Genomic DNA, 24,203 nt, shown 5'->3' with positions numbered 1-24,203 from the left:
CGGGGAGGCGACACCGCGCACGGACACCGCGGTGGTCGCGGCGGGGCTGGCCGGGGCGGTCGAGGTCATGGACCGGCTCTGGCATTTCGGTGGGTGGGAGGTCACCCAGACCCACGACTCGCTGCGCCCCTACCTGCTCGAGGAGACCTACGAACTGCTCGACGCCATCCAGCACGACGATGCCGAGACGATCAAGGAAGAACTCGGCGACCTGCTGCTGCAAGTGCTCTTCCACTCCCGGATCGCCGAGGCCGCAGGCGAATTCACCGTCGACGACGTCGCCGCCGCGCTGGTGGCCAAGCTGGTCAACCGCAGCCCGCACCTGGTGGATTCCGCGATCGATCCCGACGCCTCGGTGGCCGAGAAGATCGCCGCCCAGGAACGCGCTTGGGAAGAACGCAAATCCGCCGAGAAGTCCCGCCGTTCCTGCCTGGACGGCATAGCCATGGCCCAGCCCGCGTTGGCACTCGCCGAGAAGATCGTCTCCCGCGGCACCAAAGCGGGCCTGCCACCCGCCCTCGTTCCAGAAGCCCTGCGCGTCGTGCACCTCGGTGGCCCGGAAAGCGCCGAAGAACGCCTCCGCAAAGCGACGCTCACCTTCGCCACCGCCATCCGCGCGGCGGAGGACAGCGCGGAAAAGGAACGCGGCGAACGTCTTCCGCTCACCGCCGAGGATTGGCACGCCTTCTGGCCGGAGGGAACCGAGTAGGACTCCCGCGCGGCCGTCCGATTCAGGGAAACTGAAAGAATGCGGTACCCCGAACTGAACGCACGACCGCGATGGCAGTCGACCGGGAACGGCAGATTCCCCGTCGCCGCCCACGTCGACGGCCAGTGGTGGGTCCTACGGATGAACGGCTTTCCCGACCACCCGCTGTGGACACTGTTCATCAATGGCGCACCCCGTTTCGACATCGACGACACGCCGCCCACTTGGGGACGACCGAGCGACCGGTCCGCACCGCCCCTCGACCCCGACACCGCCGAACGAATCCTGGCCCCGGTCCACCACTTGGTCGCCTACGGAAGCGAAGTCGGTGACCCCTGTGACGACCCGGTCTGCTGCGGGTGACTCCGCGATTCGTGTCGTTCCACTCGGCCGGCAGCCTGGGCTGAAATCGTCGGTCTTCATCAACCGACCGCGGGGGTTTCCGCTCCGGAGACGGCCTCTCGGTGGAGGCGACCGCGCGCTCGGGTGCACCCGAGGTAGCCTGTCTCGGAGGGAGGGGCCAATGCTGATCGATTTCGTTCCTGACAAGAGTCTGTACCCCTTCGAGTCGCGCTGGTTCGACTCGTCGGCGGGCCGGGTTCACTACATCGACGAGGGGGCCGGGCCGCCGCTGCTGTTCTGTCATGGCGCTCCGGCTTGGAGCTTCCTCTACCGCCACATCGTGAAGGACCTGCGCGACCGGTACCGGTGTATCGCCGTCGACTATCCGGGTTTCGGATTGTCCGAACGTCCCGAGGGCTTCGGATACACGATCGCCGAGCACACCGCGGTCCTCGGCGAACTGATCGATCACCTGCGGCTCGACGGCTTCGTTCTGATGGGACAGGACTGGGGCGGCCCCATCGGTCTGGGCGCGAGCGCCGCGCGCGCTGATCGGGTGCGGGGGATCGTGCTGGGCAATACCTCGTTCTGGCCGACCGAAGCGCTGGCGAATCGGGCGTTCAGCGTGATCATGGGCAGCCGTCCGATGCAGCGGCGGATACTCGAACAGAATTTCCTCGTCGAGCGCGTCCTGCTCGCGGAACTGGGGCGCAAGCTGAGCGCGGCCGAGGCCGACCACTATCGCGCGGTGCAGCCCACCGCGGAAGCCCGACGCGGACTCGCCGCGACGCCCAAGGAAATTCGTGCCGCACGCCCGCTGCTGGACCGACTCGCCCGAGATGTGCCCGTCCTGCTCGGCGACAAGCCGGCCCTGTTGGTGTGGGGAATGCGGGACATGGTGTTCCGTCCGAACGCCTGTATCCCGCGAATGCGGGCCGCCTTCAGCGATCTCGACGTAGTCGAGCTGCCGCACGCGCGGCATTTCATTCAAGAACACGCACCGGAAGCGATCGCCGCGGCGATCGCGAAGCGGTTCCCGTGAGTTCGACCGGAGGCGAAACGTGCCGCGCGGGTCCTCCGGCGCTCGATGCCGATGGAGCACGAGGCCGAAAGACCGGCGCGGCGAACCCGAATCGAACCGTCAGACGTTGACGCCGTAGTCCCGGGCGATGCCCGCGAGCCCGGAGGCGTAGCCCTGGCCGATGGCGCGGAACTTCCACTCGTTGTTGTGGCGGTAGAGCTCGCCGAAGATCATGGCCGTTTCGGTGGAGGCGTCTTCGGTGAGGTCGTAGCGGGCCAGTTCGACGCCGGTGGCGGCGTCGACGACGCGGATGAAGGCGTTGCGGATCTGGCCGAACGACTGGCCGCGTGCGTCGGCGTCGTGGATGGACACCGGGAAGAAGATGTTGGTGATGTTCGGCGGCGTGGCGGTGAGGTCGATGTTGATCACCTCGTCGTCGCCCTCGCCCGCGCCGGTGAGGTTGTCGCCGGTGTGCTCGATGGATCCATCGGGCGAGCGCAGGTTGTTGTAGAAGACGAAATGCTGATCGGACAGCACTTTCAGATTCGGTCCGCAGGCGAGCGCACTGGCGTCGAGGTCGTAGTCGGCGCCGGTGGTGGTGCGCACGTCCCAGCCGAGCCCCACCGACACCTTGGTGAGATTCGCGGCCTGCTTCGACAGCGAGACATTGCCGCCTTTGGCCAGAGTGACGCTCATGATCCCCTTCCGCGCGGCACGGCCGGTGCCGCCTCTTTCTCTGCTCCCGGGAACGCCGGGCCGATCTAGTTCTGGTGGTCTGCCCAGGATCTCAGGGTGTCGACCCGGCCCTTCAGCGCCCGCAACTCGCTCTCGTCGTCGAGCACCGTGCGCTGGATGCCTTGCACGACCGCGAAGGCCGACTGGCGATGGTCGTCGATCACGTCGACGTCGATGCGGACGGCGACGTAGTCGGCGGCGTCGGGCATCTGCTCGGCGACCACGTGTGCGGTGCCCCTTGCGCACATCGCCACGTTGCCCCCACCGAGGATCAGCAGGGCCACCTCGGGATGTTCGCGCAACCGCGCCAGCGAACCGCGATCGTACTTGAGGCTGATCAGGATGCGCCGGTCACCGGCCCGCACCGGCCAGGACACCGGAATCGCATGCGGTGCAGGGTCGGTGGTCACCAGTACACCGATCGTCTCCAGTGGCCATTCCGGGAGCGCGTCCAGCTCGGGATGATCTGTCGAGTTGTGCTGACGTTGGGCGGGGCTCGCTCCGGCTGCCATCTTCGTCACCTCATGGATCGTCGAGCGCGGCGGGCTGTGCCGCGCTTGATAGCAGTCTAAGGCGCTGTGCGCCTTGCGCGCTGGCGCTGGGCGCTTTGTCCGGACCGCGCTTCGGTGACCAGCGGCGCGTGCCCGGCGCCGGTCAGGCCGAGATCAGCGCGGGAATGTCGAGCGCGGCGGCCCACTCCCTGGCCATGTCGCGCACGCGGACCTCTGCCGACGCGTCGTGTCGCGCGTGCTCGCCCACCTGCACGGCGCCGCGCGCGGCGAGTTTCTCGGCGATGATCTCGCCGCCGCGGTTGAACGTGTCGCCGTACACGATGTCGCCGAGCCCGAAGACGGCGAAACGCAGCCCGTGCAGATCCGGCGTGTCGCGGTCGAGCGCGTCGGCGAAGGGTTCGGCGCCGGTCGGCAGCTCGCCGTCGCCGTAGGTCGAGCACACGACGACGTGGAAGTCGCGGACGTCCAGATCCGCGAGGTCGAAGTCCGTCATGTCGTGCACTGAGACGTCGTGCGCCCCGCGCAACTCCGCGGCGATGGTGTCCGCCGCGGACTCCGCGGTGCCCATCTCGGATCCGAACAGAATGACGACGCGCACCGGCACAACCCTTTCTCTGATGATATGGTGAGCCTATCCTAATTATATTGCCCAGTGTGTGCCACGACCGTGGGCAGCGCACGGACAGGTGCGGTTCAGCCGCACCGATTGACGGAATGTCGAGCGCGTTGCATCATTCGTAGAGGTGCCCGGAGTTTCCTGGGCAGACCACTTTCCAGTCGGCCGATGACCGTCCGGCGTGCAGCTGCCACCCGTGCCATTCGATCGTTCCCGCACGAGTGCAGCGTTTCCATCCATGACGCCATGCGCGTCCGGCCGTGAGTGAGGTGAAACGAAATGGTCTACCAGTCGTCTACATACCGGGTGATCAATTCGTACCCGCGCTTCGGCACCCTTCCCCACTTCTGAATGTCACCGCGCCAGGCGCGCGGTCCTCGCACGTCGATGCCCCGGCATCGACGGATCGGCGCTCGGCGCGGTGCCCCGGACGCAATCTTCAGACCGGTGGTTCGACGGAAGTGGAGGCAGTCATGACGGACAGGGGAGCAGTGGACTCGGGGGCGGTGGAAATGGTCACGCGGGCCATGGCGAGCAATCTCGCCGTGTCCGCCGCGATGATCGAGGATCTCGGCTACCTGCGCGCGGAACTGGCCGCCGCGGAGGTGCCGTTCCTGCTGGTGCGCGACAGCGGGCACCGGCTCGTGCTCGCGGCCGACGCGGCGCAGCGCCTGATGGTGCGCCGGGTGACCGCCGCGGCGATGTCGGCGGGGTTCTCCTGTGTCGAATTGCGGCACAACGTCTTCCGGCTCGGGCGCGACCACGACCCGGCGCACCATGTCGAGCTGGAGCTGTGGGAATACCACGGCGACACGGTGACCTGCCCGCGCCCGAACGCGCTGACCCGCCCGGTCTTCGACCTCGCCGACGTTCAGCGCACGCAGGTGCGGCTGTTCGACCGGACCTGGCCCACCCTGGCGGACATGTTCGCGCCGCAGACCGGTGACGTCGGGTTCGATATCGACCTGGTGTTCTCCTGGGTGGACGGCTCCGATCCGGAATTCCGCGCGCGCCGCGCCGGGATGCTCGCTCAGGTCGTGGTCGGCGAGGGCGACGACGCGGACGCCAGGATCCGCCAGATCGACGAGTTGAAGTACGCCCTGCGGTCGGTGCACAAGAACGCGCCGTGGATCCGCAGGATCTTCATCGCGACCGACTCCACGCCGCCGGAGTGGCTGACCGCGCATCCGAAGGTGACCGTGGTGCCCGCGGCGGACCACTTCCGGGACGTCAGCGGCTTGCCGGTGTTCAATTCGCACGCGGTGGAATGCCAGTTGCAGCACATCGACGGGCTCAGCGAGCACTTCCTGTACTCCAACGACGACATGTTCTTCGCACGTCCGGTGCGTCCGTCGATGTTCTTCACGCCGGGCGGCGTGAGCCGATTCATCGAAGCGGACACCAGGATCGGGCCCGGACGCAACAACGAGCGGCGCAGCGGTTTCGAGAACGCCGCCCGGGTGAACCGGGCGCTGCTGGCGGAGCGCTTCGGTTATGTCATCACGCGGCACCTGGAGCACACGCCCGCGCCATTGCGACGCAGCGTGCTCTTGGAGATGGAGGAGGAGTTCGCCGCGGACTTCGCGCGCACGAGCGCGAGCCGGTTCCGCGCGGCCACCGACATCTCGGTCACCAATTCGCTGTATCACTACTACGCCATGCTGACCGGGCGCGCGGTGCCCCAGGAGTCGGCGAAGATGCGGTACGTCGACACGACCAGCTACCACGGTCTGGCATTGCTGGACGGGCTGGCGCGTCATCGCGACGTCGACTTCTTCTGCCTCAACGACGGCAGTTTCCCCGAGGTCGCCGAGTCCGACCGGGTGCGGATCGTCTCGGAGTTCCTGGCCCGCTACTACCCCGAGCCCGCGCCGTGGGAACGGCTCAGTACACCGCCTCGTCATCCGCTTCCGGAGTCGACGCAGGGCGCCGCATGACGTGCGGGATGCGCGCGGCGGGCGGGATCACGATGCCCTCCTCCGTCAGCCGTTGCCGCGCCTCCTCCGGCGTGGCGGGAGCGCCCACCGTGCGACCGCGCTCGATGGGCACCACCGAGTGCACCACGGTGTCCGGATAGATGTGCACGTAGTTGAAGGCCTGCGCGCCGTCCCGGCCGCGCAGGCCACCCTGCGCCACACCGAGATCCTGGCTGTAGCAGGTGGCCGACGCCACCGAGACGGGGATGCCCGCGAACGTGGCGCTGGTGGAGAAGTGCAGGTGCCCGGCGAGGACGGCGCGCACGTCGGTGCCGTCCAGCACGTCGGCCAGTCGGCGCTGGTCCCGTAGTTCCACGGTGACGGCGAGGTCGATCACGCACGGCACCGGCGGGTGGTGCATGGCCAGGATGGTGCCGAAGGGCGCGGGCTCGGCCAGGACCGAGCGCAGCCACTCCAGCTGGTCGTCGGAGATCTCCCCGTAGTGGTGGCCGGGCACCGAGGTGTCCAAGGCGACGATGCGCAATCCGTCGATCAGATGCACCCGGTCCAGCGGGGAATTGGTGGGGTACTCGTGGAGCAGGCGGGCGCGGAGGGCGGCGCGGTCGTCGTGGTTGCCGGTGACCCACACGATGGGCGCCTGCAGACTTCTGGCGAATGGTTCGACGATCGACTTCAGCTTGGCGTACGCGGCGGGCTCGCCCCGGTCGGTGAGGTCGCCGGTGAACACGATCGCGGTCGGCCGGATCCCGCTCGCCGCGGCCTGGTCCAGCAGTTGCCGTAACCGCAGGTCGGCGTCGACATCGCCGTACAGGGGGTCGTGGCCCGCGATGAGATGTGTATCGCTGAAGTGGAACAACACATGATCCGGACGCGGATACTCCGCGACTCTGGTGATGGACACCGGACCGAATCCCTCCTGGCGGTTTGCCCGCCATTGGCTTGGCTCCGTCGCCACGATAGCGCCGGTTACGGACAGGTTTCCCGGCGGTTGATGAAGACTCGCTTGCGGGAAGGTGAGGTTTCGGTGTCGGACGCTGGGTGAACGCGGGTGGATGTGGGATTGGTCACCGACCGAGGGCGTCGGCGGTGCGCAGGGCGTCCACGACCATCGCGGCATCCACCGTGAAGGGTTCGTTGTGGATCGTCTCGCCCGGAGCGGTCGCACGCTGTGCGATGGCCGCCAGTGTCTCGTCGTCGGCCTCGGGCAGCCCGAGGGCGGCCAGCGTGGTCGGCAAACCCACCTCGGCGCAGAAATCCAGCACCGTGCCGATCTCGGACGCGGGCGCGCCCTCGAGCACCAATTGGGTGAGGGTGCCGAACGCGACCTTCTCGCCGTGCAGGAACGGGCGCGTTCGCGCGGCGGCGGTCAGACCGTTGTGCACGGCGTGCGCCGCGGCCAGCCCGGACGATTCGAAGCCGAGTCCGGAGAGCAAGGTGTTGGCCTCGACGACGCGCTCCAGCGCCGGTGTGACGCCGCGGGTGCGGACGGCGGTCAGCGCCTGCGCGCCGTCGGCGAGCAGGGTGCTATAGCAGAGTTCGGCCAAGGCGGCGGCGCTGCGCGTGGAGGCGCCGCCGCGCATGTTGCGCACCTGGGCGGCGCTGCACGTGCGCGCCTCGAACCAGGTCGCCAGGGCATCGCCCATGCCCGCGGCGAGCAGCCGGGCCGGGGCCTGCGCGACGACCGAGGTGTCCACCAGCACCAGCGCCGGATTCCGCCGCACGAGCTGATACGCCTCGAACTCGCCCGCGTCGGTGTAGATCACCGACAGCGCGCTGCACGGTGCGTCGCTGGAGGCGGTGCTCGGGCAACTGATCATCGGCAGATCGAGGTCGTCGGCGACCGCGCGGGCCGCGTCGAGCACCTTGCCGCCGCCCGCCCCGAGGACGACCGTGCTGCCGGATTCCTCGACGGCGTGGGCGATCCGGGCGATCTCGGCCCGGCTGCATTCGCCACCGGACAGATGGATCGAATAGGCGATCTTCGCGTCTGTCAGCGAGCGCTCCCAGGTGCTTGCCAGCAGCCGGAAAGCGCTGGAGCCCGCCACGATGAGCACCGGCCCGCCGATGCCGAGGCGGGTCATCTCCGCCCCGAGCGCGGCGGTGGCGTCCCGGCCCTGCACGTAGTGCCCCGGCGAGGAGAACACGCTCAGCATCCGGCACCTCCCGATCCCGGGCCGCGCACGTCATCCCGGCCCGGCCGACGACGTTTTCAACGCTACGCGACACACCCTCCGCCACGGTCGTTGTCGAGAGAACCCGCACGCGTGGAGCGCCGACGGTGATGGCCGAACCGGGTCGGCGCGAGTCCAGTTTCCGTGGTCGGTGCCCACGATCTCGATCGCACGTTCCGGCACCGGCAGGCCCGGAGTCCGCCGGACCTTCGCGATCGCACGGTCCGAGCACGGCTCCCGAGCGTCGAAGCTCCGGTCGAAGCCGCTGCGGGCGCTGCCCCGCGACGGGCCGTCGGGCCGGTACACGGCGGGTTTCGAGGCATCCCCGTCCCGGGCTGGACTAGCTGCTCCGAGGCCGCCCTTCGGCACCGCGAGTGGCGTGCCGGGGCAGCCCCGGAACGGGGTAGGCGTCCGTCGTGGACCACGTCGGACCGGTTCAGCCCAACTTGTCGTGCGGCCGGGGGCCCGGCCGATGCGGCTTCGGCGATCGCGAGAGCCGTCCGACGACCCGGAGGTGCCCGGAGCGCGATCGGGACCGATCAGCTCTGGGTCGTGAGGGTCTCCGGGAGCAGGTGCGGGCGGTCGCGGTCCTTCTCGTCCAGCAACGCGAAGTAGCGGCGCAGCATGAGGATCGCGGTGGTGGCCAGGCCCGCGGTGAGTCCCCACCAGACGCCCGCCGCGCCGAGCCCGGCCGGATAGGCCAGCAGCAGGGCTACGGGCAGGCCTACGCCCCAGTAGCCGATCAGGGAGAGCCGGAAGCCCGCGTTGGTCGCCTTCAGCCCGCGCAGCAGGCCGGTGCCGATGTTCTGAGCGGCGTCGAAGAATTGCAGCACGATGCCGATCAGCAGCAGGGTGTGCGCGACCTGGATGGTGTCGGCGTCCGAGGAGTCCAGGAAGGGGCGCAGCACCAGATCGGGGGCCATCACGTACACCGCGCCCGTCACCGCGGCGATCACCGCGGCGTGCCGCAGCGCCAGCCAGGCCAGTGCACGGGCGTGCGCATGCTCGTCGCGCGCGACCGCGTGGCTGACCAGGATCGACGCACCGTGCGAGAGACCGATCGCCACCTGGAACACGATGTAGATGATCTGGTAGACGACGTTGTGCGCGGCCAGCGCCGCCGGGCCGATGCTGCCCATGACCAGCGCGAGCACCGAGAACATGCCGGCCTCGGAGCCGTAGGTCAGCGCGATCGGCGTGCCCAGTCGCAGCTCGGCGCGCACGGTGGTGAGCCGCACCGGCAGCGGCGTGCCGGGCAGGGTGCGGCCGAGTTCCTCGTCGCGCCACACCATCACCCAGAACACGCCGAAGGTGATCAGGAAGACCAGCGAGGTCGCGACACCGATACCGGTGAGCCCGAGTTCGGGCAGGCCGCCCTTGCCGTGGATGAAGCCCAGCGCCAACAGCAGATTCAGCACCACCGAGCCGAGCGTCACCAGCAGCAGCGCCTGCGGGCGCTGCATGCCGACCGTGTACTGGCGCAGCACCTGGAACCACAGGCACGGCAGCAGGCCCGGCGCGAGCGCCATCATCAGCGGGCGGGCGTCGGCGAGCACTCCCGGGTCCTGGCCGAGCCAGGGCAGCGCCCAGCCGAGCCCGATCAGCACCGCACCGCCGAGCAACCCGGCGATCGTGGCGATCGCGAAGCTCGAGCGCAGCAGGTCGCGGATCTCCGGATCCGGTGATTCGCCGCGTTTGCCCGCCGCGCTCACGGCGGTGGCGATCTGGTTGCCGCTGCCGGTGATCAAACCGACGCACATGGTGCGGATCTGGTTGAACAGCACGATCGCCAGGCCGCCCGCGGCGACCTGCCGCACGCCGAGCGTGCCCATCAGCGCGATGTTCGTGGTGGATACCGCGATCTGGGCGAGCTGGGTCAGCGCGATCGGCGTCGCGAGCGCGGTGAGCCGCCCGCCGTCGCCGCGGAAACTCGTCACGATCACCGGTTCTCCTTCACAGAGGGCGGGAGCGTCGTCCCGCGCGGGCGCAGCGTCGCACCGTACCAACGACCGGACCTCACCGCGCTTCCACCAACGTGCTCCTGGCGGCGGGCGTGTAGCGCCGCAGCAGCAGCGCGATCTCGCGTTCGGTGCCGGGGTCGAGCAGGTCGCGCTCGTTCATCCACTCGTCGTCGAACACCGTGTCCAAGTACTTCTCCCCGCCGTCGCACACGATGGTGACCACGGTGGAGCCCGGCGGGAACTCCTCCAGCCGGGTGAGCGCGGCGTACACCGAGCCGCCCGCCGACCCGCCGATCATCAGCCCCAGTTCGGCGGCGACCGCGCGGGCGGTCGCGAAGGCCGCCACGTCGGTGACCTTCACGCCCTCGTCCAGCAGCGAATAGTCCACGGCGGTGCCGATGGTGGCGCCCGGCGGGGTGCCGGTGCCCGACTGCCAGTACGGACCGCCCGGCCCGCCGAAGGCGATCGAGCCGACCGGTTCGACCCCGATGACGTGCGGCGTGCAGCCGAGCTGGCGCAGCCGGGTCGCGGTGCCGAACAGCGAACCTCCGGTCCCCACGGCGGACAGCAGGATGTCGACCCGGTCGACGTCCTCGAGCAATTCCTCGGCCACCGGGTAGTAGCCCACCGCGTTGGCGTCGTTGTTGTGCTGCTCGGTGAAGTACGCGTCGTCCCGTTCGGCCGCCATCGCCTCGGCCAGGTCCTCCCGTGCCGAGGTGGCCAGGTTGTCGTCGCCCTCGTCGGCGACGAACACCAGTTCCGCACCCATTGCCCGCATCGCGCGCAGTTTGTCCTTACATGCGTGATGGTCGACCACTGCGGTGAAGCGATACCCACGTTCCGCGGCAACTACCGCGAGGCCGAGCCCGGTGTTGCCGGATGTGGACTCGATGATATGTCCGCCACTGCGTAGCAAACCGCGACGCTCGGCGTCGAGCACCATTTCGCGCGCCATCCTGATCTTGGCCGCACCGGTCGGGTTGAACTGCTCCAGTTTGAGCAGCAGGCGGGTGCCGGTCGCGGTGGCCGCGAGCTCGAACAGCGGCGTGCGGCCGATCAGATCCGTCACGCGCGTGACGAGCGGCATCGAGGTCTCCTGGTTCTGGTCGGGAAGTCGGGTCAGCTGCCGTCGCGGGTCCAGCGGAAGCGATCGCCGGGTGCGTCGTGCAGTACGACTTTCGGTGGGATGGGCAGTTCGTGAAACGCGGACTCGTTCGAATCCATCTGATAACCGGCGGTATTCGGGTAGATCAGCAGATCGCCGACCTCGGCGGGGCGAGGCAACGGCACCCGCCGCCAGCTCAGCATGTCGGAATCCAGACAGGTGGCCGCCCCGACGCTGGTCGGCGTCGCGGTGCCGGGCCGCGCGGGCCACAGCACCGGATCGGGCAGATACTCGCTGTCGAACCATTGCTCCGAGAGACTGAGGCTGGTGCCGTCCACGGTGAGCAACCGGTAGGGCTGGCCGTGCGCGTGCCTGGTCTTGCTGCCTTGGACGCGAAAGACGGTGCAGCCCGCGTGCGCGAGCAGCGCGCGCCCCGGTTCGACGGCCAGCCGCACGGCGTTGTCGCGCAGTCGTCCGGCGAGATCCGCGTGGTCGAGGATCTGCGCGAGCATGGCCGCGCCGGGCACCGGAAAGTGGTACGGATAGTACGAATCGAAGGCCTTGCCGGAGTGGAACCACTGCCTGCCCGCCCGCGCCGTGAACTCCGTCGCCGCGTCCGCCGGAACGTAGTCGACGCCGAAGCCGCCGCCGATCGACACGGTGGTGGCCGGATGCCCCAGCGTGCGCGCGTGCAGACAGCGGGCGATCAGCTCGCCCGCCAGTTCCGCGCGCGCCACCGCGTCGTAGCCCGACAGATGGAAACTGAAGCCCTCCAAACGAATCGAATCGCGTGCGCCGCACAGCGCGAGGGCTTCCTCGATTTCGCCGGAGGTCATGCCGAACCGGCTGGCCGAGGCCGCGGGCAGCACGCGGATCAGCACTCGCGCGGGCCCGTCGGCGGGCGCCAGCGCGGCGAGCCGTTCGAGCTCGCCGAGATCGTCCACGGCGATCAGCGCACCGTGCCGGGCGGCCAGCCACAGCAGGTCGTCCGCCTTCGCCGGTCCGGTCACCATGAGCTCGGCACCGCGCACGCCTTGTGCCAGCGCGGTGGTCAGTTCGCCGACGCTGGCGACGTCGACGCCCGCACCGTGTTCCGCGCAGGCTCGCGCGACGCACGCGGCCTTGTTCGCTTTCTTGCCGTAGTAGATGGCACCTTGCACCCCGGCGCTCTCGAAAGCTCCGTGGAAGGCCCGGATGTTGTGGCCGACCCGCGCCGGGTACATCACGTGGAACGGCCCGCCCAGCGTGAAAGCGAGGTCACCGAGCAGGTCCGGATCGGCGAACAGGCGGCGCTCCCACGGATCGAGATGCGCGGGCATCGGTGACGCGCTGATCGAATCGCGCGTGGCCGCCTCGTCCGCGGGCGCCACGGTGACACTCGCGTGTTCTAGTCCCACCGTGCACCTCCGTGCGCTAGTCCCACAGCGGTACCTCCGTGCCACGGCCTTCCGCGATCGCCCGCTCCGCCAGCGCGTGGGCCACCGCGATGTCGGTCAGCACCAGCCCGCTGTTGTAGACGAAGAGGCGCTCGTCGTCGGAGCGACGCGCGACCGCACGGCGATCGAGGATCTGCGGCAGCTCGGCGTCCACCGTGCGCAGCGTGCCGTCGGGTCCGGCCATGTCGGTGCCGGTCAGCGCCATCTGCTCGGCGCTGGTCGCGATCACGCGGTCGGCATCGGTCAGCGCGGACGGCGCGAGCCCGTAACCGACCAGCACCGCCACCGAACCGGGGGCCAGATCGTCGGATTCGAGCGCCACTTCGGTGGCCGGGCCCGCCGTGGCCAGCACGACATCGGCCGTGGCCGCCGCGGCGCGTGGATCGGTGACGGTCTCGAGCAGCGCGTGCGGATGGTGCTCGGCGAGCACGCGATGCACGGCTGCCAGGCCCTCGGGGTGCGTGCCGTAGACCATCAGCTTGCGCAGCTGCGGGTTCGCGGCGAGCAGATGCGGAAGGGCGTTGCGGCCCTGGGTTCCGGTGCCGATCAGCAGCACGCTCTCCGCGCCCCGCCGGATCGTCTCGCGCACCAGCAGAGCCGACACCGCGGGCGTGCGCAACGCGCCGACCCGCGCGCAGTCCATCATCGCGATCGGCGCGCCGGTGCTGTCGTCGTAGAGCGTGATGGTCGTGTAGTACCGCTTCGTGCTGCGATCGTGGCCGGGGTCGAACTTGTAGGAGGTCTTCATCGCCACCACGCGCCTGCGGCCGTCCCGGCCGAGCATGGCGTAGGCGACCGACCAGCCGTCGGGGTTGGCGACGCTGAGCTTGCGCGGATTGTCCGAATCGCCCGCCGCCAGGGCGAGATACGCCTCTTCCACGGCGCGTACCACCGCGGCCGGTGTGATCGGCACGTCGGCGAGGTCGCTTCGGCTCAACACCCGCAGGGGTGTGCTTCGGTCACGCGTGCTCAAGGGGTCCTCGATCATGTCGTACTGCATCCCGCTCATGAGTGCCGCTCTGAACCGGCGGGGTGGCCGCCGTCCGGAACGGGGCTACGGTTTGTTGCCCGTAGCCATTCTCGTCGGCTTCCTCGGCCCGCCGTCGGCGTTCCGGAAGCCGGATGTTCACTCGCTTGAGCCACCGGTCGGTGCCGTCGTACCGGGCGGTGAACGGCACTCGGCCGTGCACGGCGACGTCGTTGTCCACCAGCAACAGCTCGCCGGGGGCGAGCGACGCGGTGACGCAGACACGTTCGAGCTCGGCGGCGAGTTGTTCATATGCCGCGCGGAATTCCGGGTCGGCGTCGTCGAGCGGTGTGTACGCCGGGTCGTAGCGCAGCGTCTGCCGGTCGGCGCCCGCGATGCTCCACAGCGTCGGAATCGGTGCGGCCGGGTAGGTTTCGTGACCGTCGCCGTAGGAGACATCCGGCAGGATCGGCAGTGCGGGAGTGCTGAGCAGTTCGCGTTGCGCGGTGGACAGTTCGATCCGGCGCACCGACGACACGGTGGTGCCGACCAGATCCGGGTTACGTAGGCAACCGAGCATCAGCAGGTGGGCGCGCTCCGGATGGAAGGCGTCCTCGGTGTGCGGGCTGAGCAGCGCTTTGCTGCTGGCGCCGGACTGTTCGTGTTCCTGACCGGCCGCGGGAACGATATTGTTGACCAATCGGCCGTCCTGCTGGCCCTGCCAGCCGAACGGCTCGCCCGCGCTCCGCGCCAGCAGCAGCATCACCAAGTCGAGTTCGAACGAACGCGCGCGCCGCTCCGGATCTCCGCTCCAGCGCGCCGCCTCCCGCCAGTTCGGCGGAGTCGGTCCGAATTCGTTGTCCACCAGCGGAAGACGACCGACGACTGTGGCGCCCGCGGGGGTGGCGGGCGGGCGCATGGCGTGGCGCACTTCGGCGGGGAGCCGTGCCGCGCCCGCATCGATCCGTTCGATGAGCGCGGGGTCCGAGAGGGTGCGCGCCGCGGCCGCCGGATCGGCGAGTGCGAGATCGAGCGTGACCGATATCTCTCTGGCGACAGCGCGCACCGCGCGGCCCGCTTCCGGGGAAAGCTCGCGTCGTTCGAGGTCTAGGGGGTGAAGCGGCTTACGTTCGGAGAGAACGCTTTTCACCGGGTATCCCTTCTTCGCAGCAGTGGGAAAAGCAGGGTTCACGATTAGTATGGGAAGGTAGCCCTTTGTATGAAGTGAAGCAAGGCTTACCTAAACGAGTCGGCAAAAAATAGCCGAATCGCATAACTTCGGCTCGGATGAAGTCGGTCCGGTGGACGTGCCGGGGCTCGGTCGGGGGTTTGCAGGAGATGCGCCCTTGCACTGCCGTTTTGATGCCGGTATCGGCGAGTCGCGCCGCGCATTAGGCTAGCCTGTCCTGATCGAGGCACTGTGTGCGGTACCGCCGTGGGTTCGGTTCAGGAAGAGGGGCAGCACAATGGTTTTGAATCGAAGGGACTTGCTGCGGTCGAGTCTCGGCGTGGGGGCTGTGCTGCTGGTGGCCGCTTGTTCCGATGACGCCGACGTGTCCGGGCCCGCGCGACCTGGCGGCACGCTGCGAGTCGGTGCGCTCGGCACCGCGGCGCGCATCGAACGCGATCCGCACGCCAACCTCAGCAACGACAGCGACTTCCTCGTCACCTCCCTGGTCTACGACGCCCTCACCGTGCCGGGCGGCAACCCGAACGTCGTTCCCCGCCTGGCGAATCGGTGGGAGCCCGACGCCGACCGGCGGCGCTGGAGCTTCACCCTGGCCGAGAACGCGACCTTCCACGACGGGACACCGGTGACGTCCGAAGATGTCGTGTGGTCGCTGCGCAGGCTGCGCACGGTCGGTGGCGCGTCGAAGATGCCGGTGGCCGTGGAGGACATCTCCGCCGACGGGCCGAACCGGGTGGTGCTGGCCGTGCCCGAACCGAATACCCAACTGCCGCTGCTGGTGCGGCTGATGACGTTCACGGTCAAAAAGGACACCACCGATTTCACCAAGGCCGTGGGCAGCGGACCGTTCCGGTTGGAGTCCTATCAGGGCGGCAACGCCCGGCTGGTGCGCAACGAGCGGTGGCACGGCGGGCCGCCGCCGCTGGACGCCATCGAGGTAACCATGTTCGAAAGCGTGACCGCGCTGGGCAACGCGGTGCTCGGCGGGCAGATCGACCTGGCCTCCAACGTCGGCGCCATCGCGGGCCGCACCGCCGAGGGACGCGGCGATCTGGCCGTCGTGCGCCGACCGAACGATACGGTGGTCGGTGTCGCCATGCGCAGCTCCGACGGCCCGTTCGCCGACGCACGGGTGCGCACCGCCCTACGGCTCGGCATCGACCGCAAAGCCTTGGTCAACCAGGTGCATTCCGGATACGGAACGGTGGCCAACGACATTCTCGGCACGGCCGATCCGCTCTACGACACCTCCCTCGCCCAGCGCACCCGCGACCTCGATCGCGCGAAAGCGCTGTTGCGCGAGGCGAAATTCGACACCGGGCGCAGCTACCCCTTCGTCACCAAGGCCGAGGCGCCCGGTGAGGTGGAATCGGCGAAGGTGATCGCCACCCAGCTCGCCGAGATCGGTGTCCGGCTGGACGTGGTCACCCAGGAGCCGAACGCCTTCTACGACCAGACCTGGTTGAAGGCGCCGCTGTACACGATCTCCTGGGGCACCAACGACTCCACCCTCTTCTTCGCGAGCAAATTGCTTTCGAGCGGATCGAACCGCAACGAAACCGGTTTCGCGGACGCCGAATTCGACGCCGCGACCGCGAAAGCGCTCGCCGCGCGCACCGACGCGGAGTACCGGCAGGCGAATCAGGAGTTGCAGCGCATCCAGTACGAGCGCGGCGGCTACCTGGTCTGGGGCATGGCCGACGGCATCGACATCGCCGCCTCCCGGGTGCGCGACCTGCCCACGCTCGGCGGGTTCGCCAGGGTCCAGCTGGAGAAGGCCTGGCTGGCCGGGTGATGCTGTTCGCGCGACTGCTGCTCCGGCGCGTCATCCTGCTGGTGACGCTGCTGGCCTGCGTCTTCGTCGCCGTGGACCTGCTGCCGGGCGACGCCGCCCGCGCCGTCCTCGGCCGGGAGGCCACGCCCGAGCAGATCGCCGCCAAAGAACACGAACTCGGACTGGACCGTCCCCTGGCGGTGCGGTTCTGGAACTGGATCGCGGGCGTCGTGACCGGCGATTTCGGACGTACCGCGCGCGGACGGCCGGTCGACGACCTGCTCGTCGACAAGTTCCCGCCGACGCTGCTGCTCGGCGGTATCGCCCTCGCGGTGACCGTGCTCGCGTCGCTCGCGCTCGGCGCGTGGTGGGCGACGCGTCCGGGCAGCGTGGCCGCGCGCGTCTTGCAGCCGACGACGACCACCGCGGTGGCCGTTCCCGAATTCGTGATCGCCACGGTGCTGATCCTGGTGTTCGCGCTGGCGCTGGGCTGGCTGCCCGCCGTGACCATCACCGGCCGGTCGGGGATGCCGGCCGGACCGGAGATGCTGGTGTTGCCGGTGCTCGCGCTCGCGTTGCCCCAGATCGGATGGAACACCAGGGTGGTGCGCGCCGCCTTGTCCGACGCCGCGCTGGCTCCGCACGTGGAAAGCGCTGTGCTGGATGGGCTTTCGGGCCGTGCGGTGCTGGCGCGGCACGTGCTGCCGTTCGCGTTGCCGACGATAGTCGCCAGCTTCGCCACCACGGTCGGGATGCTGCTCGGCGGTGCTCTGGTGGTGGAGACCGTGTTCAACTATCCCGGTCTAGGGGCGGTCCTGGCCGGTTCGGTGGCCGATCGGGACACTTCGGTGGTGGCCGCGGTGGTCGCGTTGTCCGGGGTGCTCATCATGGTCGTGCTCGCCGCCGCCGACGGCATCCGCGCCTGGTCGTTGCGGGGGCGGCGATGACGGCTCCCGCGAAGATCGCGCGCCCGGCGCGGTGGCGGCTCGGGTGGCTGGCCGTCGCGCCCGCTCTGCTGGTCACGCTGGCGGCGGCGCTGGGACCGACGCTGGCGCCGCACCCGGCGGAGGAAGCGATCGGCATCCCGTTCGGCGATCCCGCTGCCTGCGCGCCGTTGGGCACCGACCGGCTCGGCCGCGACGTGCTCAGCCAGTTGCTCTATGGCGGTTGGGGATTGCTGCTGGTGGCCGCGGTGATCGCGGTGTCGGTGACCGGACTGTCGTGTGTCCTCGGCGCGGTCGCGGCGCTGCGCCCGCGGATCGGCCAGTGGATCGAACTCGGCACCGACTTGTTCATCCTGCTACCCGCGGTGCTGGGGATTCTGCTCGTGCTGACCTCGTGGCCCGACGCGGGAACCCTGGGACTGATCGTCCTGGCGCTGCTGTTCGGCGTTCCCTATTGCGCGCGGATCTTCACGGCCGCCGCCGCTGGGGTCGCGGCGTCCGGATATGTAGAGAGCGCGCGAGCCGCCGGTGAGTCGCTCGGGCACCTGGTATTCCGGGAAGTGATCCCGAACCTGCGCGCGGTGTCGACGACTCAGCTCGGGCTGCGTTTCGTGGCGGCGGTCTATCTGGTGAGCACGGCGTCCTTCCTCCAGTTGCCCACGACGCTCGGTGCGAGCAACTGGGCGGTCATGGTGCGCGAGAACGCCTCCGGCATGCTGCTCAACCCCTGGGCCGTGCTCGCTCCGAGCCTCGCGATCGCGATCGTCGCGGTGAGCGTGAACCTGGCGGTGTCGGCGTTCGGGCGAGGGGAGCGGGAATGAACGTGAACGTCACGACGAGCGCGCGTCGGACGGCCGAGGCGGATGACGCCGGGCAGGTGCGGGCCGATCTCGTCGCGGTCGACGGCCTGACCGTGCTGGGTCCGGACGGGCGAGAATTGGCCGGACCCGCGACTTTCCGGATACCGGCGGGCACGGTCACGGCGCTCACCGGCCCGTCCGGGTCGGGCAAGACCACGGTGATGCGCGCACTGCTCGGGCAACTCCCGTCCGCGGCGGCGCGCACGACGGGCTCGGCATCGGTTGCCGGACACGATGTGCTGGCGCTCGATCGCGTTGCGCTGCAACGCTTCCGACGTCAGCATATCGCTTACGTCGGGCAGGATCCCGGGTCGGCGCTGAACCCGCTGCTGCGCGTGCGCGCCCTGTTACGCGAGGTCGCGCCGCGCGCGCCCGAGTCCACCCTGATCGACACGCTCGCGCTGGTCGGTCTGTCGCCGGACTACCTTCGACGCCGCCCCGGTGAATTGTCCGGCGGTCAGCAGCGTCGCGTCGCCCTCGCCAGGGCGCTGATCCGCCGGACCGGCGTGCTGGTGCTGGACGAGCCGCTGGCCGGGCTGCACGGCGCACTGCGCACCGATATCGCCGGGCAGCTGGCGGCACTCGCCCGCGAGCGTTCGGCGGCGATCTTGCTGTCCGGGCACGACACCGCTCTCGTGCACTCGATCGCCGACGACATCGTCGAACTCGGCGCGGTCCGTCCGGCGTCCCCGCCTCCGTCTCCGTCGGGCGGTACACAGGTGCGTGCCGAACGGCGAAGTGCTCTCCCTCCGCCGGACGTCGCCTCGACCGGAGAGCGAGCGCGCAACTGTCACAAGCCTTCGGCCGTCTCGACGGACAACCGACCGCCCGACGTCGTGCTGCGCGCCGAGAACATCAGCGCCTCGATCGACGGACACCGGGTGCTCGCCGACATCGACCTCGCGCTGAAGGCGGGCTCGGCGCTCGCGGTGGTGGGCGCGTCGGGCGCGGGCAAGACCACCTTGGCTCGCGTGCTCGCGGGGCTGCACCATTCGGCGACCGGATCGCTCGAACTGCGTGGCGACCCGATCGCCGTTGGGGCGAACCGGCGAATTCACCATGGCGCGGGCGGCATTCAATTGGTCACTCAAAACCCCCGGTCCGCGCTCAACCCGCGCCGCACCGTGGCGCAAACGCTCGGCCGCCCTTTGCGGCGGATCGGGCGGGTCGCACGCCGGGATCTCGCGTGGCGGATCGAGGAAATTCTTGCCGCCGTCGAGCTTTCCGCCGACCTGGCCGCCCGCTATCCGCACGAACTGTCCGGCGGCCAGCGGCAACGAGTCGCGCTGGCCCGCGCCCTCGCCGCCGAACCCGCCGTGCTCCTGTGCGACGAGATCACTTCGGCGCTGGACCACACCACCGCGGCGGCGATCATGGCGCTGCTGGATCGGATCCGGTCCGAACGTGACACCGCCTTGCTGGTCATCACACACGACATGGCCTTGGTCGCCGGATACTGTCCCCGGCTGATCGTCCTCGACCAGGGTTGCGTCGTCGAATCCGGGGACACCGGAACGGTGCTCACCGCGCCGACGCACAGCGCGACCAGCGAACTGCTGGTCTGACACGGCGACCGTGCGGGTCATACGCGCTTTCGACACGCAGTGCGCTCGGTCACCGGCTTGCCGCGGACCCGCGCCGGCATCTGGATGATGGAAGGGTGTTGCGAAAGACCGGCGTCTCGGCCGCCATCGTGGTGCTCCTCGGGCTCGCCGGTTGCGGGACCGACCGCACCCCGATCCCAGAGGGCATCCCGCCCGGCCCGGGCGCCCCGCTGCCCGTGATCGACCTGGACGCTCCCGGTCGCACGGCCGTCCAGTTGCGCGGCTGGGCCGATGAGCAGGCCGATGGGCTCGGCATACCGCCGATCGCGCTGGAGGCGTACGGCTACGCGGCGGCCGTGATGACCAGGGCCCGTCCCGACTGCGGCATCGCGTGGACGACGCTCGCGGGCATCGCGAGCGTGGAGAGCAAGCACGGCACCCATCGCGGGGCGCAGCTCGGCGCGGACGGCTCGGTCCGCCCGCCGATCATCGGAGTCCCGCTGGACGGCTCGCCGGGCGTCGCGTTGGTGCGGGACACCGACGGCGGCGTGCTCGACGGCGATCCGGAGCACGATCGCGCCGTCGGCCCGCTGCAGTTCATCCCGGAGACCTGGAAGCGCTGGGGCGTCGACGCAAACGGAGACGGCGTCGCGGATCCGCAGAACATCGATGACGCCGCGCTCACCGCAGCCAGGTATCTGTGCGCCAGCGGCGGCGACCTCACCTCCGAGCACGGCTGGCAGCGGGCGTTGCTCACCTACAACCAGTCGCACAGCTACCTGTTGACCGTGCGCGACCGGGCCGCGAGCTACAGCATCGGCCGCCGGGTGTGATCTCCCGGTCGCCGGAGTGCCGGTTACCCGCCTCGCCGCCGGGACGATAGGCTCGCAGCGCACGGCCCATCCCGTGAGACATACCGTGTCAGCAGCCGAAGGAGTGTCTTTTTCGTGGCCATCATCGAACAGGTCGGAGCTCGCGAGATCCTCGATTCGCGCGGTAACCCCACCGTCGAGGTCGAGATCGCTCTCGACGACGGCACCCTGACCCGGGCGGCTGTGCCCTCCGGCGCGTCCACCGGCGAGCACGAGGCCGTCGAACTGCGCGACGGCGGCGAGCGCTACGGCGGCAAGGGCGTGCGCAAGGCGGTCGAGGGCGTGCTCGACGAGATCGCGCCCGCCGTCATCGGCCTGGACGCCGTGGAGCAGCGCACCGTCGACCAGGTGCTGCTCGACCTCGACGGCACCCAGGACAAGTCCCGGCTCGGCGCCAACGCCCTGCTCGGTGTCTCGCTGGCGGTGGCCCGCGCCGCCGCCGAGTCCTCCGGCCTCGAACTGTTCCGCTACCTCGGCGGCCCGAACGCGCACGTGCTGCCCGTCCCGATGATGAACATCCTCAACGGCGGCGCGCACGCCGACACGGGCGTCGACGTGCAGGAATTCATGGTCGCCCCGATCGGCGCGCCCACCTTCAAGGAGTCGCTGCGCTGGGGCGCGGAGGTCTACCACGCGCTGAAGTCGGTGCTGAAGGCCAAGGGCCTGTCCACCGGCCTCGGTGACGAAGGCGGTTTCGCGCCCGACGTGGCGGGCACCAAGGCGGCGCTCGACCTGATCAGCGAGGCCATCGCCAAGACCGGCCTGAAGCTGGGCAGCGACGTGGCGCTGGCGCTGGACGTGGCCGCCACCGAGTTCTTCACCTCCGGCAGCGGCTACAAGTTCGAAGGTGTGGTGCGTTCGGCCGAGGAGATGGCGCAGTTCTACGCCGAGTTGATCGCGGCCTACCCGCTGGTGTCCATCGAGGACCCGCTGTCGGAGGACGACTGGAACGGCTGGGTGACCCTGACCGACCAGATCGGCGAGAAGATCCAGCTCGTCGGCGACGACCTGTTCGTCACCAACCCGGAGCGCCTGGAGGAGGGCATCGCCAAGGGCGCCGCCAACGCGCTGCTGGTCAAGGTGAACCAGATCGGCACCCTCACCGAGACCCTGGACGCGGTGGAGCTGGCGCATCGCAACGGCTACAAGACGATGATGTCGCACCGTTCCGGCGAGACCGAGGACACCACCATCGCCGACCTCGCCGTCGCGGTGGGCAGCGGCCAGATCAAGACCGGCGCCCCGGCGCGCAGCGAGCGGGTCGCCAAGTACAACCAGCTGCTGCGCATCGAGGACGCGCTCGGTGATTCGGCGCGCTACGCGGGGGACGTCGCGTTCCCCCGCTTCGCGTTCGAAGGCTGAGCTGGGGCACGAACCCCGGGAGTACCGCGAAGTAGAGACCGAGGCGTGAGATGACGGAGCGACGTGCGCGTGGGACCAGTCCGGCCGGACGCGGGGACCGCCGCACGTCGCGTGCCGCCGGATCGCGCCCGGCCGACTCCGCCGCCAAGCGCGGTCGCAGGCGATCGGAGCCCGCGGAGAAGCCGAAACCGCGCAAGACTGGTTCGGCCGGCGACAGGCACGACCACACGTTTCTCGGCCTCTCCACCGGCAAGGCGGTGATCCTCGCGATGGTGGTGTGCGGGCTCGCGCTCACCCTCGCCGTGCCGATGCGCACGTATTTCACCCAGCGCGCGGAGGCGGCGCAGCTGGCGCAGCAGCGCGAGGAACTCGAGACGGATCTGGCCCGGCTGCGGGATCGTCGTGCGCAGCAACAGGATCCGGCCTACATCCGCAGCGAGGCGCGGGACCGCCTGCGTCTGGTGATGCCAGGCGAGACGCCGTATATCGTGCAGGTGCCCGGCATCGAGGCGCCCGCGCCGCCGCCCGCGCCCACCAGAGCCAGGGACCCCCAGCCTTGGTACACCGATTTGTGGCGCAGCATCTCCGAGCCGCAGCCGACGCCCTAGGCCGCCGCGCCACCACCTCGAGCACCGGAAGGACATAGGTGACCGCACCCACCGACCAGGATCTCGCGATCATCGCCGAGCAGCTGGGCCGTGCGCCGCGCGGCGTGCTCGCCATCGCCTACCGCACCCCGGACGGGATCCCGGCCGTTGTGAAGACCGCGCCCCGGTTGCCGGACGGCACCCCCTTCCCGACCCTCTACTACCTCACCGATCCCCGGCTCACCGCGGAGGCGAGCAGGCAGGAATCGGCCGGCGTGATGCGGGAGATGACCGAGCGGCTCGCCGCGGACGAGGAGCTGGCCGCCGCCTACCGCGCCGCGCACGAGAGCTATCTGGCCGAACGCGACGAAATCGAATCGCTCGGCACGGATTTCACCGGCGGCGGGATGCCCGAGCGGGTCAAGTGCCTGCACGTGCTGATCGCCCACGCATTGGCCAAGGGGCCGGGCGTGAATCCGCTCGGCGACGAGTCGGTGGCGCTGGCCGCCGAACACGGCTTGCGCGGCACCGCGATTCCGGCCGACTGGCCCGCGTCCCGGCCGAGTAGCGCGCGAGAGACTGGAGCACAGTGATGAGTGACCGGGTAGCCGCCGTGGATTGCGGCACGAACTCCATCCGACTGCTGATCGCCGACGTGCTCGACGACGGGCGGTTGGCCGACGTGCACCGCGAGATGCGCATCGTCCGCCTCGGCCAAGGCGTCGACGCGACCGGCTCGCTGGCGCCGGAGGCGATCGAACGCACCCGCGCCGCCCTGGCCGACTACGTCGCGCTGATGCGCGAGGCGGGCGTCGGCCGGGTGCGGATGGTGGCGACGTCCGCCACCCGGGACGCCGCCAACCGGGAGGATTTCTTCGCCATGGCGCGTGCCGAACTCGGCGCGGTGGTCGCGGGCGCGGAAGCCGAGGTGATCACCGGCGACGAGGAGGCGCGCCTGTCGTTCGCCGGCGCCATCGGCGAATTGTCCAGCGCGGCGGGTCCATTCGTCGTCGTCGACCTGGGCGGCGGTTCCACCGAGCTGGTGTTCGGGGACAGCGCGGGGGTGCGCGCCGCGTTCTCCGCCGACATCGGCTGCGTCCGGATCACCGAACGGTGTCTGGCGGGCAACCCGCCGACCGCCGAGGAGATCGCCGCCGCCCGCGCCTTCGCCACCGAGCGGTTGACCGAAGCGTTCACGCACGTCCCGGTGGAAGGGGCGCACACCTGGGTCGGCGTGGCGGGCACGATGACCACGCTCGCCGCGGTCGCGCTCGATCTCCCCGAATACGACTCGGGGCGGGTGCATCTCACTCGTTTGACCTCGGAGCAGGTGCATCAGGTCTGCGACCGGCTGATCGCCATGGACCACGATGAGCGCGCAGCGCTGGGGCCGATGCACCCCGGCCGGGTCGACGTGATCGGCGGCGGCGCGGTCATCACCGAAGTACTGGCGGAGGAGTTGTCCCGGCGCGCGGGTATTTCCGAGCTGATCGTCAGTGAGCACGACATCCTCGACGGCATCGCACTGTCGATCGCCTGATCCGGCTCGGCGTGGCCGC

At 69.8% G+C, this 24,203-nt stretch carries 23 protein-coding genes; 13 read left to right on the top strand and 10 right to left on the bottom strand.

Going from position 1 to position 24,203, the window contains the following annotated elements; genetic code table 11:
• The first annotated feature begins 67 nt into the window (after positions 1-67).
• The 3 genes from ACIHAX_RS17520 (at position 68) to ACIHAX_RS17510 (ending at position 2,093) form a co-directional block, all read left to right on the top strand.
• Positions 68-709, top strand: coding sequence for a MazG family protein (locus tag ACIHAX_RS17520; protein ID WP_364429123.1), 642 nt, complete (start codon positions 68-70; stop codon positions 707-709).
• 39 nt (positions 710-748) lie between these two features.
• Positions 749-1,072, top strand: a complete 324-nt coding sequence (locus ACIHAX_RS17515; RefSeq protein WP_364428944.1) for a hypothetical protein — start codon at positions 749-751, stop codon at positions 1,070-1,072.
• Between the two features lie 160 nt (positions 1,073-1,232).
• Positions 1,233-2,093 (top strand): haloalkane dehalogenase, encoded by an 861-nt coding sequence (locus tag ACIHAX_RS17510; protein ID WP_397278494.1) that lies wholly within the window; start codon positions 1,233-1,235, stop codon positions 2,091-2,093.
• Between the two features lie 99 nt (positions 2,094-2,192).
• Here the strand turns inward: ACIHAX_RS17510 and ACIHAX_RS17505 are convergent, their stop codons facing one another.
• From ACIHAX_RS17505 to ACIHAX_RS17495, 3 genes are all read right to left on the bottom strand, one after another.
• Positions 2,193-2,768, bottom strand: coding sequence for a TerD family protein (locus tag ACIHAX_RS17505; protein ID WP_355074495.1), 576 nt, complete (start codon positions 2,766-2,768; stop codon positions 2,193-2,195).
• Between the two features lie 65 nt (positions 2,769-2,833).
• The gene (locus tag ACIHAX_RS17500) at positions 2,834-3,319 is read right to left on the bottom strand and encodes a pyridoxamine 5'-phosphate oxidase family protein (protein ID WP_356966867.1); all 486 of its coding nucleotides are present in this window, start codon (positions 3,317-3,319) and stop codon (positions 2,834-2,836) included.
• 142 nt (positions 3,320-3,461) lie between these two features.
• Positions 3,462-3,917, bottom strand: a complete 456-nt coding sequence (locus tag ACIHAX_RS17495; protein ID WP_356966832.1) for a flavodoxin family protein — start codon at positions 3,915-3,917, stop codon at positions 3,462-3,464.
• Positions 3,918-4,408: 491 nt separating this feature from the next.
• On the opposite strand from ACIHAX_RS17495, the gene ACIHAX_RS17490 reads away from it, so the two are divergent.
• Positions 4,409-5,872 (top strand): stealth family protein, encoded by a 1,464-nt coding sequence (locus ACIHAX_RS17490; RefSeq protein ID WP_397278492.1) that lies wholly within the window; start codon positions 4,409-4,411, stop codon positions 5,870-5,872.
• Here the strand turns inward: ACIHAX_RS17490 and ACIHAX_RS17485 are convergent.
• From ACIHAX_RS17485 to ACIHAX_RS17455, 7 genes are all read right to left on the bottom strand, one after another.
• Positions 5,820-6,773 carry a phosphodiesterase gene (locus tag ACIHAX_RS17485; protein ID WP_364428952.1) on the bottom strand — a complete coding sequence of 318 codons (954 nt, stop codon included), beginning with the start codon at positions 6,771-6,773 and terminating at the stop codon, positions 5,820-5,822. The genes ACIHAX_RS17490 and ACIHAX_RS17485 overlap by 53 nt on opposite strands.
• Positions 6,774-6,936: 163 nt before the next feature.
• Positions 6,937-8,025: a glycerol dehydrogenase gene (locus ACIHAX_RS17480; protein WP_397278489.1), complete on the bottom strand. Its 1,089-nt coding sequence runs from the start codon at positions 8,023-8,025 to the stop codon at positions 6,937-6,939.
• A gap of 557 nt (positions 8,026-8,582) precedes the next feature.
• Complete coding sequence (locus ACIHAX_RS17475) at positions 8,583-9,986, bottom strand: MATE family efflux transporter (protein WP_356966826.1); 1,404 nt, start codon at positions 9,984-9,986, stop codon at positions 8,583-8,585.
• A 73-nt stretch (positions 9,987-10,059) separates the two neighbouring features.
• Complete coding sequence (locus ACIHAX_RS17470) at positions 10,060-11,091, bottom strand: cysteine synthase family protein (RefSeq protein WP_364428960.1); 1,032 nt, start codon at positions 11,089-11,091, stop codon at positions 10,060-10,062.
• A gap of 32 nt (positions 11,092-11,123) precedes the next feature.
• Positions 11,124-12,428 carry an alanine racemase gene (locus tag ACIHAX_RS17465; RefSeq protein ID WP_397278632.1) on the bottom strand — a complete coding sequence of 435 codons (1,305 nt, stop codon included), beginning with the start codon at positions 12,426-12,428 and terminating at the stop codon, positions 11,124-11,126.
• A 94-nt stretch (positions 12,429-12,522) separates the two neighbouring features.
• Positions 12,523-13,533 (bottom strand): ornithine cyclodeaminase family protein, encoded by a 1,011-nt coding sequence (locus ACIHAX_RS17460; protein ID WP_379255416.1) that lies wholly within the window; start codon positions 13,531-13,533, stop codon positions 12,523-12,525.
• On the bottom strand, positions 13,505-14,662 hold the full coding sequence (locus ACIHAX_RS17455; RefSeq protein WP_364428966.1) for a TauD/TfdA family dioxygenase: 1,158 nt from the start codon (positions 14,660-14,662) through the stop codon (positions 13,505-13,507). Before ACIHAX_RS17455 ends, ACIHAX_RS17460 begins: the two co-directional genes overlap by 29 nt.
• 316 nt (positions 14,663-14,978) lie before the next feature.
• On the opposite strand from ACIHAX_RS17455, the gene ACIHAX_RS17450 reads away from it, so the two are divergent.
• From ACIHAX_RS17450 to ACIHAX_RS17410, 9 genes are all read left to right on the top strand, one after another.
• Entirely contained in the window at positions 14,979-16,496 is a 1,518-nt protein-coding gene (locus ACIHAX_RS17450) for an ABC transporter substrate-binding protein (protein ID WP_397278486.1), read from the top strand.
• Complete coding sequence (locus ACIHAX_RS17445; RefSeq protein ID WP_397278484.1) at positions 16,496-17,422, top strand: ABC transporter permease; 927 nt, start codon at positions 16,496-16,498, stop codon at positions 17,420-17,422. The genes ACIHAX_RS17450 and ACIHAX_RS17445 overlap by 1 nt, the downstream gene beginning before the upstream one ends.
• Positions 17,419-18,240 (top strand): ABC transporter permease subunit, encoded by an 822-nt coding sequence (locus tag ACIHAX_RS17440; protein ID WP_364428975.1) that lies wholly within the window; start codon positions 17,419-17,421, stop codon positions 18,238-18,240. Before ACIHAX_RS17445 ends, ACIHAX_RS17440 begins: the two co-directional genes overlap by 4 nt.
• A complete protein-coding gene (locus ACIHAX_RS17435; RefSeq protein ID WP_364428978.1) occupies positions 18,237-19,844 on the top strand; it encodes an ATP-binding cassette domain-containing protein in 1,608 nt (535 codons plus the stop codon). Before ACIHAX_RS17440 ends, ACIHAX_RS17435 begins: the two co-directional genes overlap by 4 nt.
• Before the next feature lie 95 nt (positions 19,845-19,939).
• Complete coding sequence (locus tag ACIHAX_RS17430) at positions 19,940-20,656, top strand: lytic murein transglycosylase (protein WP_364428982.1); 717 nt, start codon at positions 19,940-19,942, stop codon at positions 20,654-20,656.
• Positions 20,657-20,770: 114 nt separating this feature from the next.
• Positions 20,771-22,057: a phosphopyruvate hydratase gene (gene eno, locus ACIHAX_RS17425; RefSeq protein ID WP_355074472.1), complete on the top strand. Its 1,287-nt coding sequence runs from the start codon at positions 20,771-20,773 to the stop codon at positions 22,055-22,057.
• A 50-nt stretch (positions 22,058-22,107) separates the two neighbouring features.
• Positions 22,108-22,665: a septum formation initiator family protein gene (locus tag ACIHAX_RS17420; protein ID WP_355074470.1), complete on the top strand. Its 558-nt coding sequence runs from the start codon at positions 22,108-22,110 to the stop codon at positions 22,663-22,665.
• Between the two features lie 38 nt (positions 22,666-22,703).
• Positions 22,704-23,237, top strand: a complete 534-nt coding sequence (locus ACIHAX_RS17415; protein WP_355074468.1) for a DUF501 domain-containing protein — start codon at positions 22,704-22,706, stop codon at positions 23,235-23,237.
• Entirely contained in the window at positions 23,237-24,184 is a 948-nt protein-coding gene (locus tag ACIHAX_RS17410; protein ID WP_397278481.1) for an exopolyphosphatase, read from the top strand. The genes ACIHAX_RS17415 and ACIHAX_RS17410 overlap by 1 nt, the downstream gene beginning before the upstream one ends.
• The last annotated feature ends 19 nt before the right edge of the window (positions 24,185-24,203 follow it).

The organism is Nocardia sp. NPDC051929 (genome assembly GCF_044548645.1).
Classification (GTDB): Bacteria; Actinomycetota; Actinomycetes; order Mycobacteriales; family Mycobacteriaceae; genus Nocardia; species Nocardia sichangensis.
The sequence above is the reverse complement of the archived record's forward strand: the minus strand, read 5'-3'. Positions and strand labels throughout refer to the sequence as shown.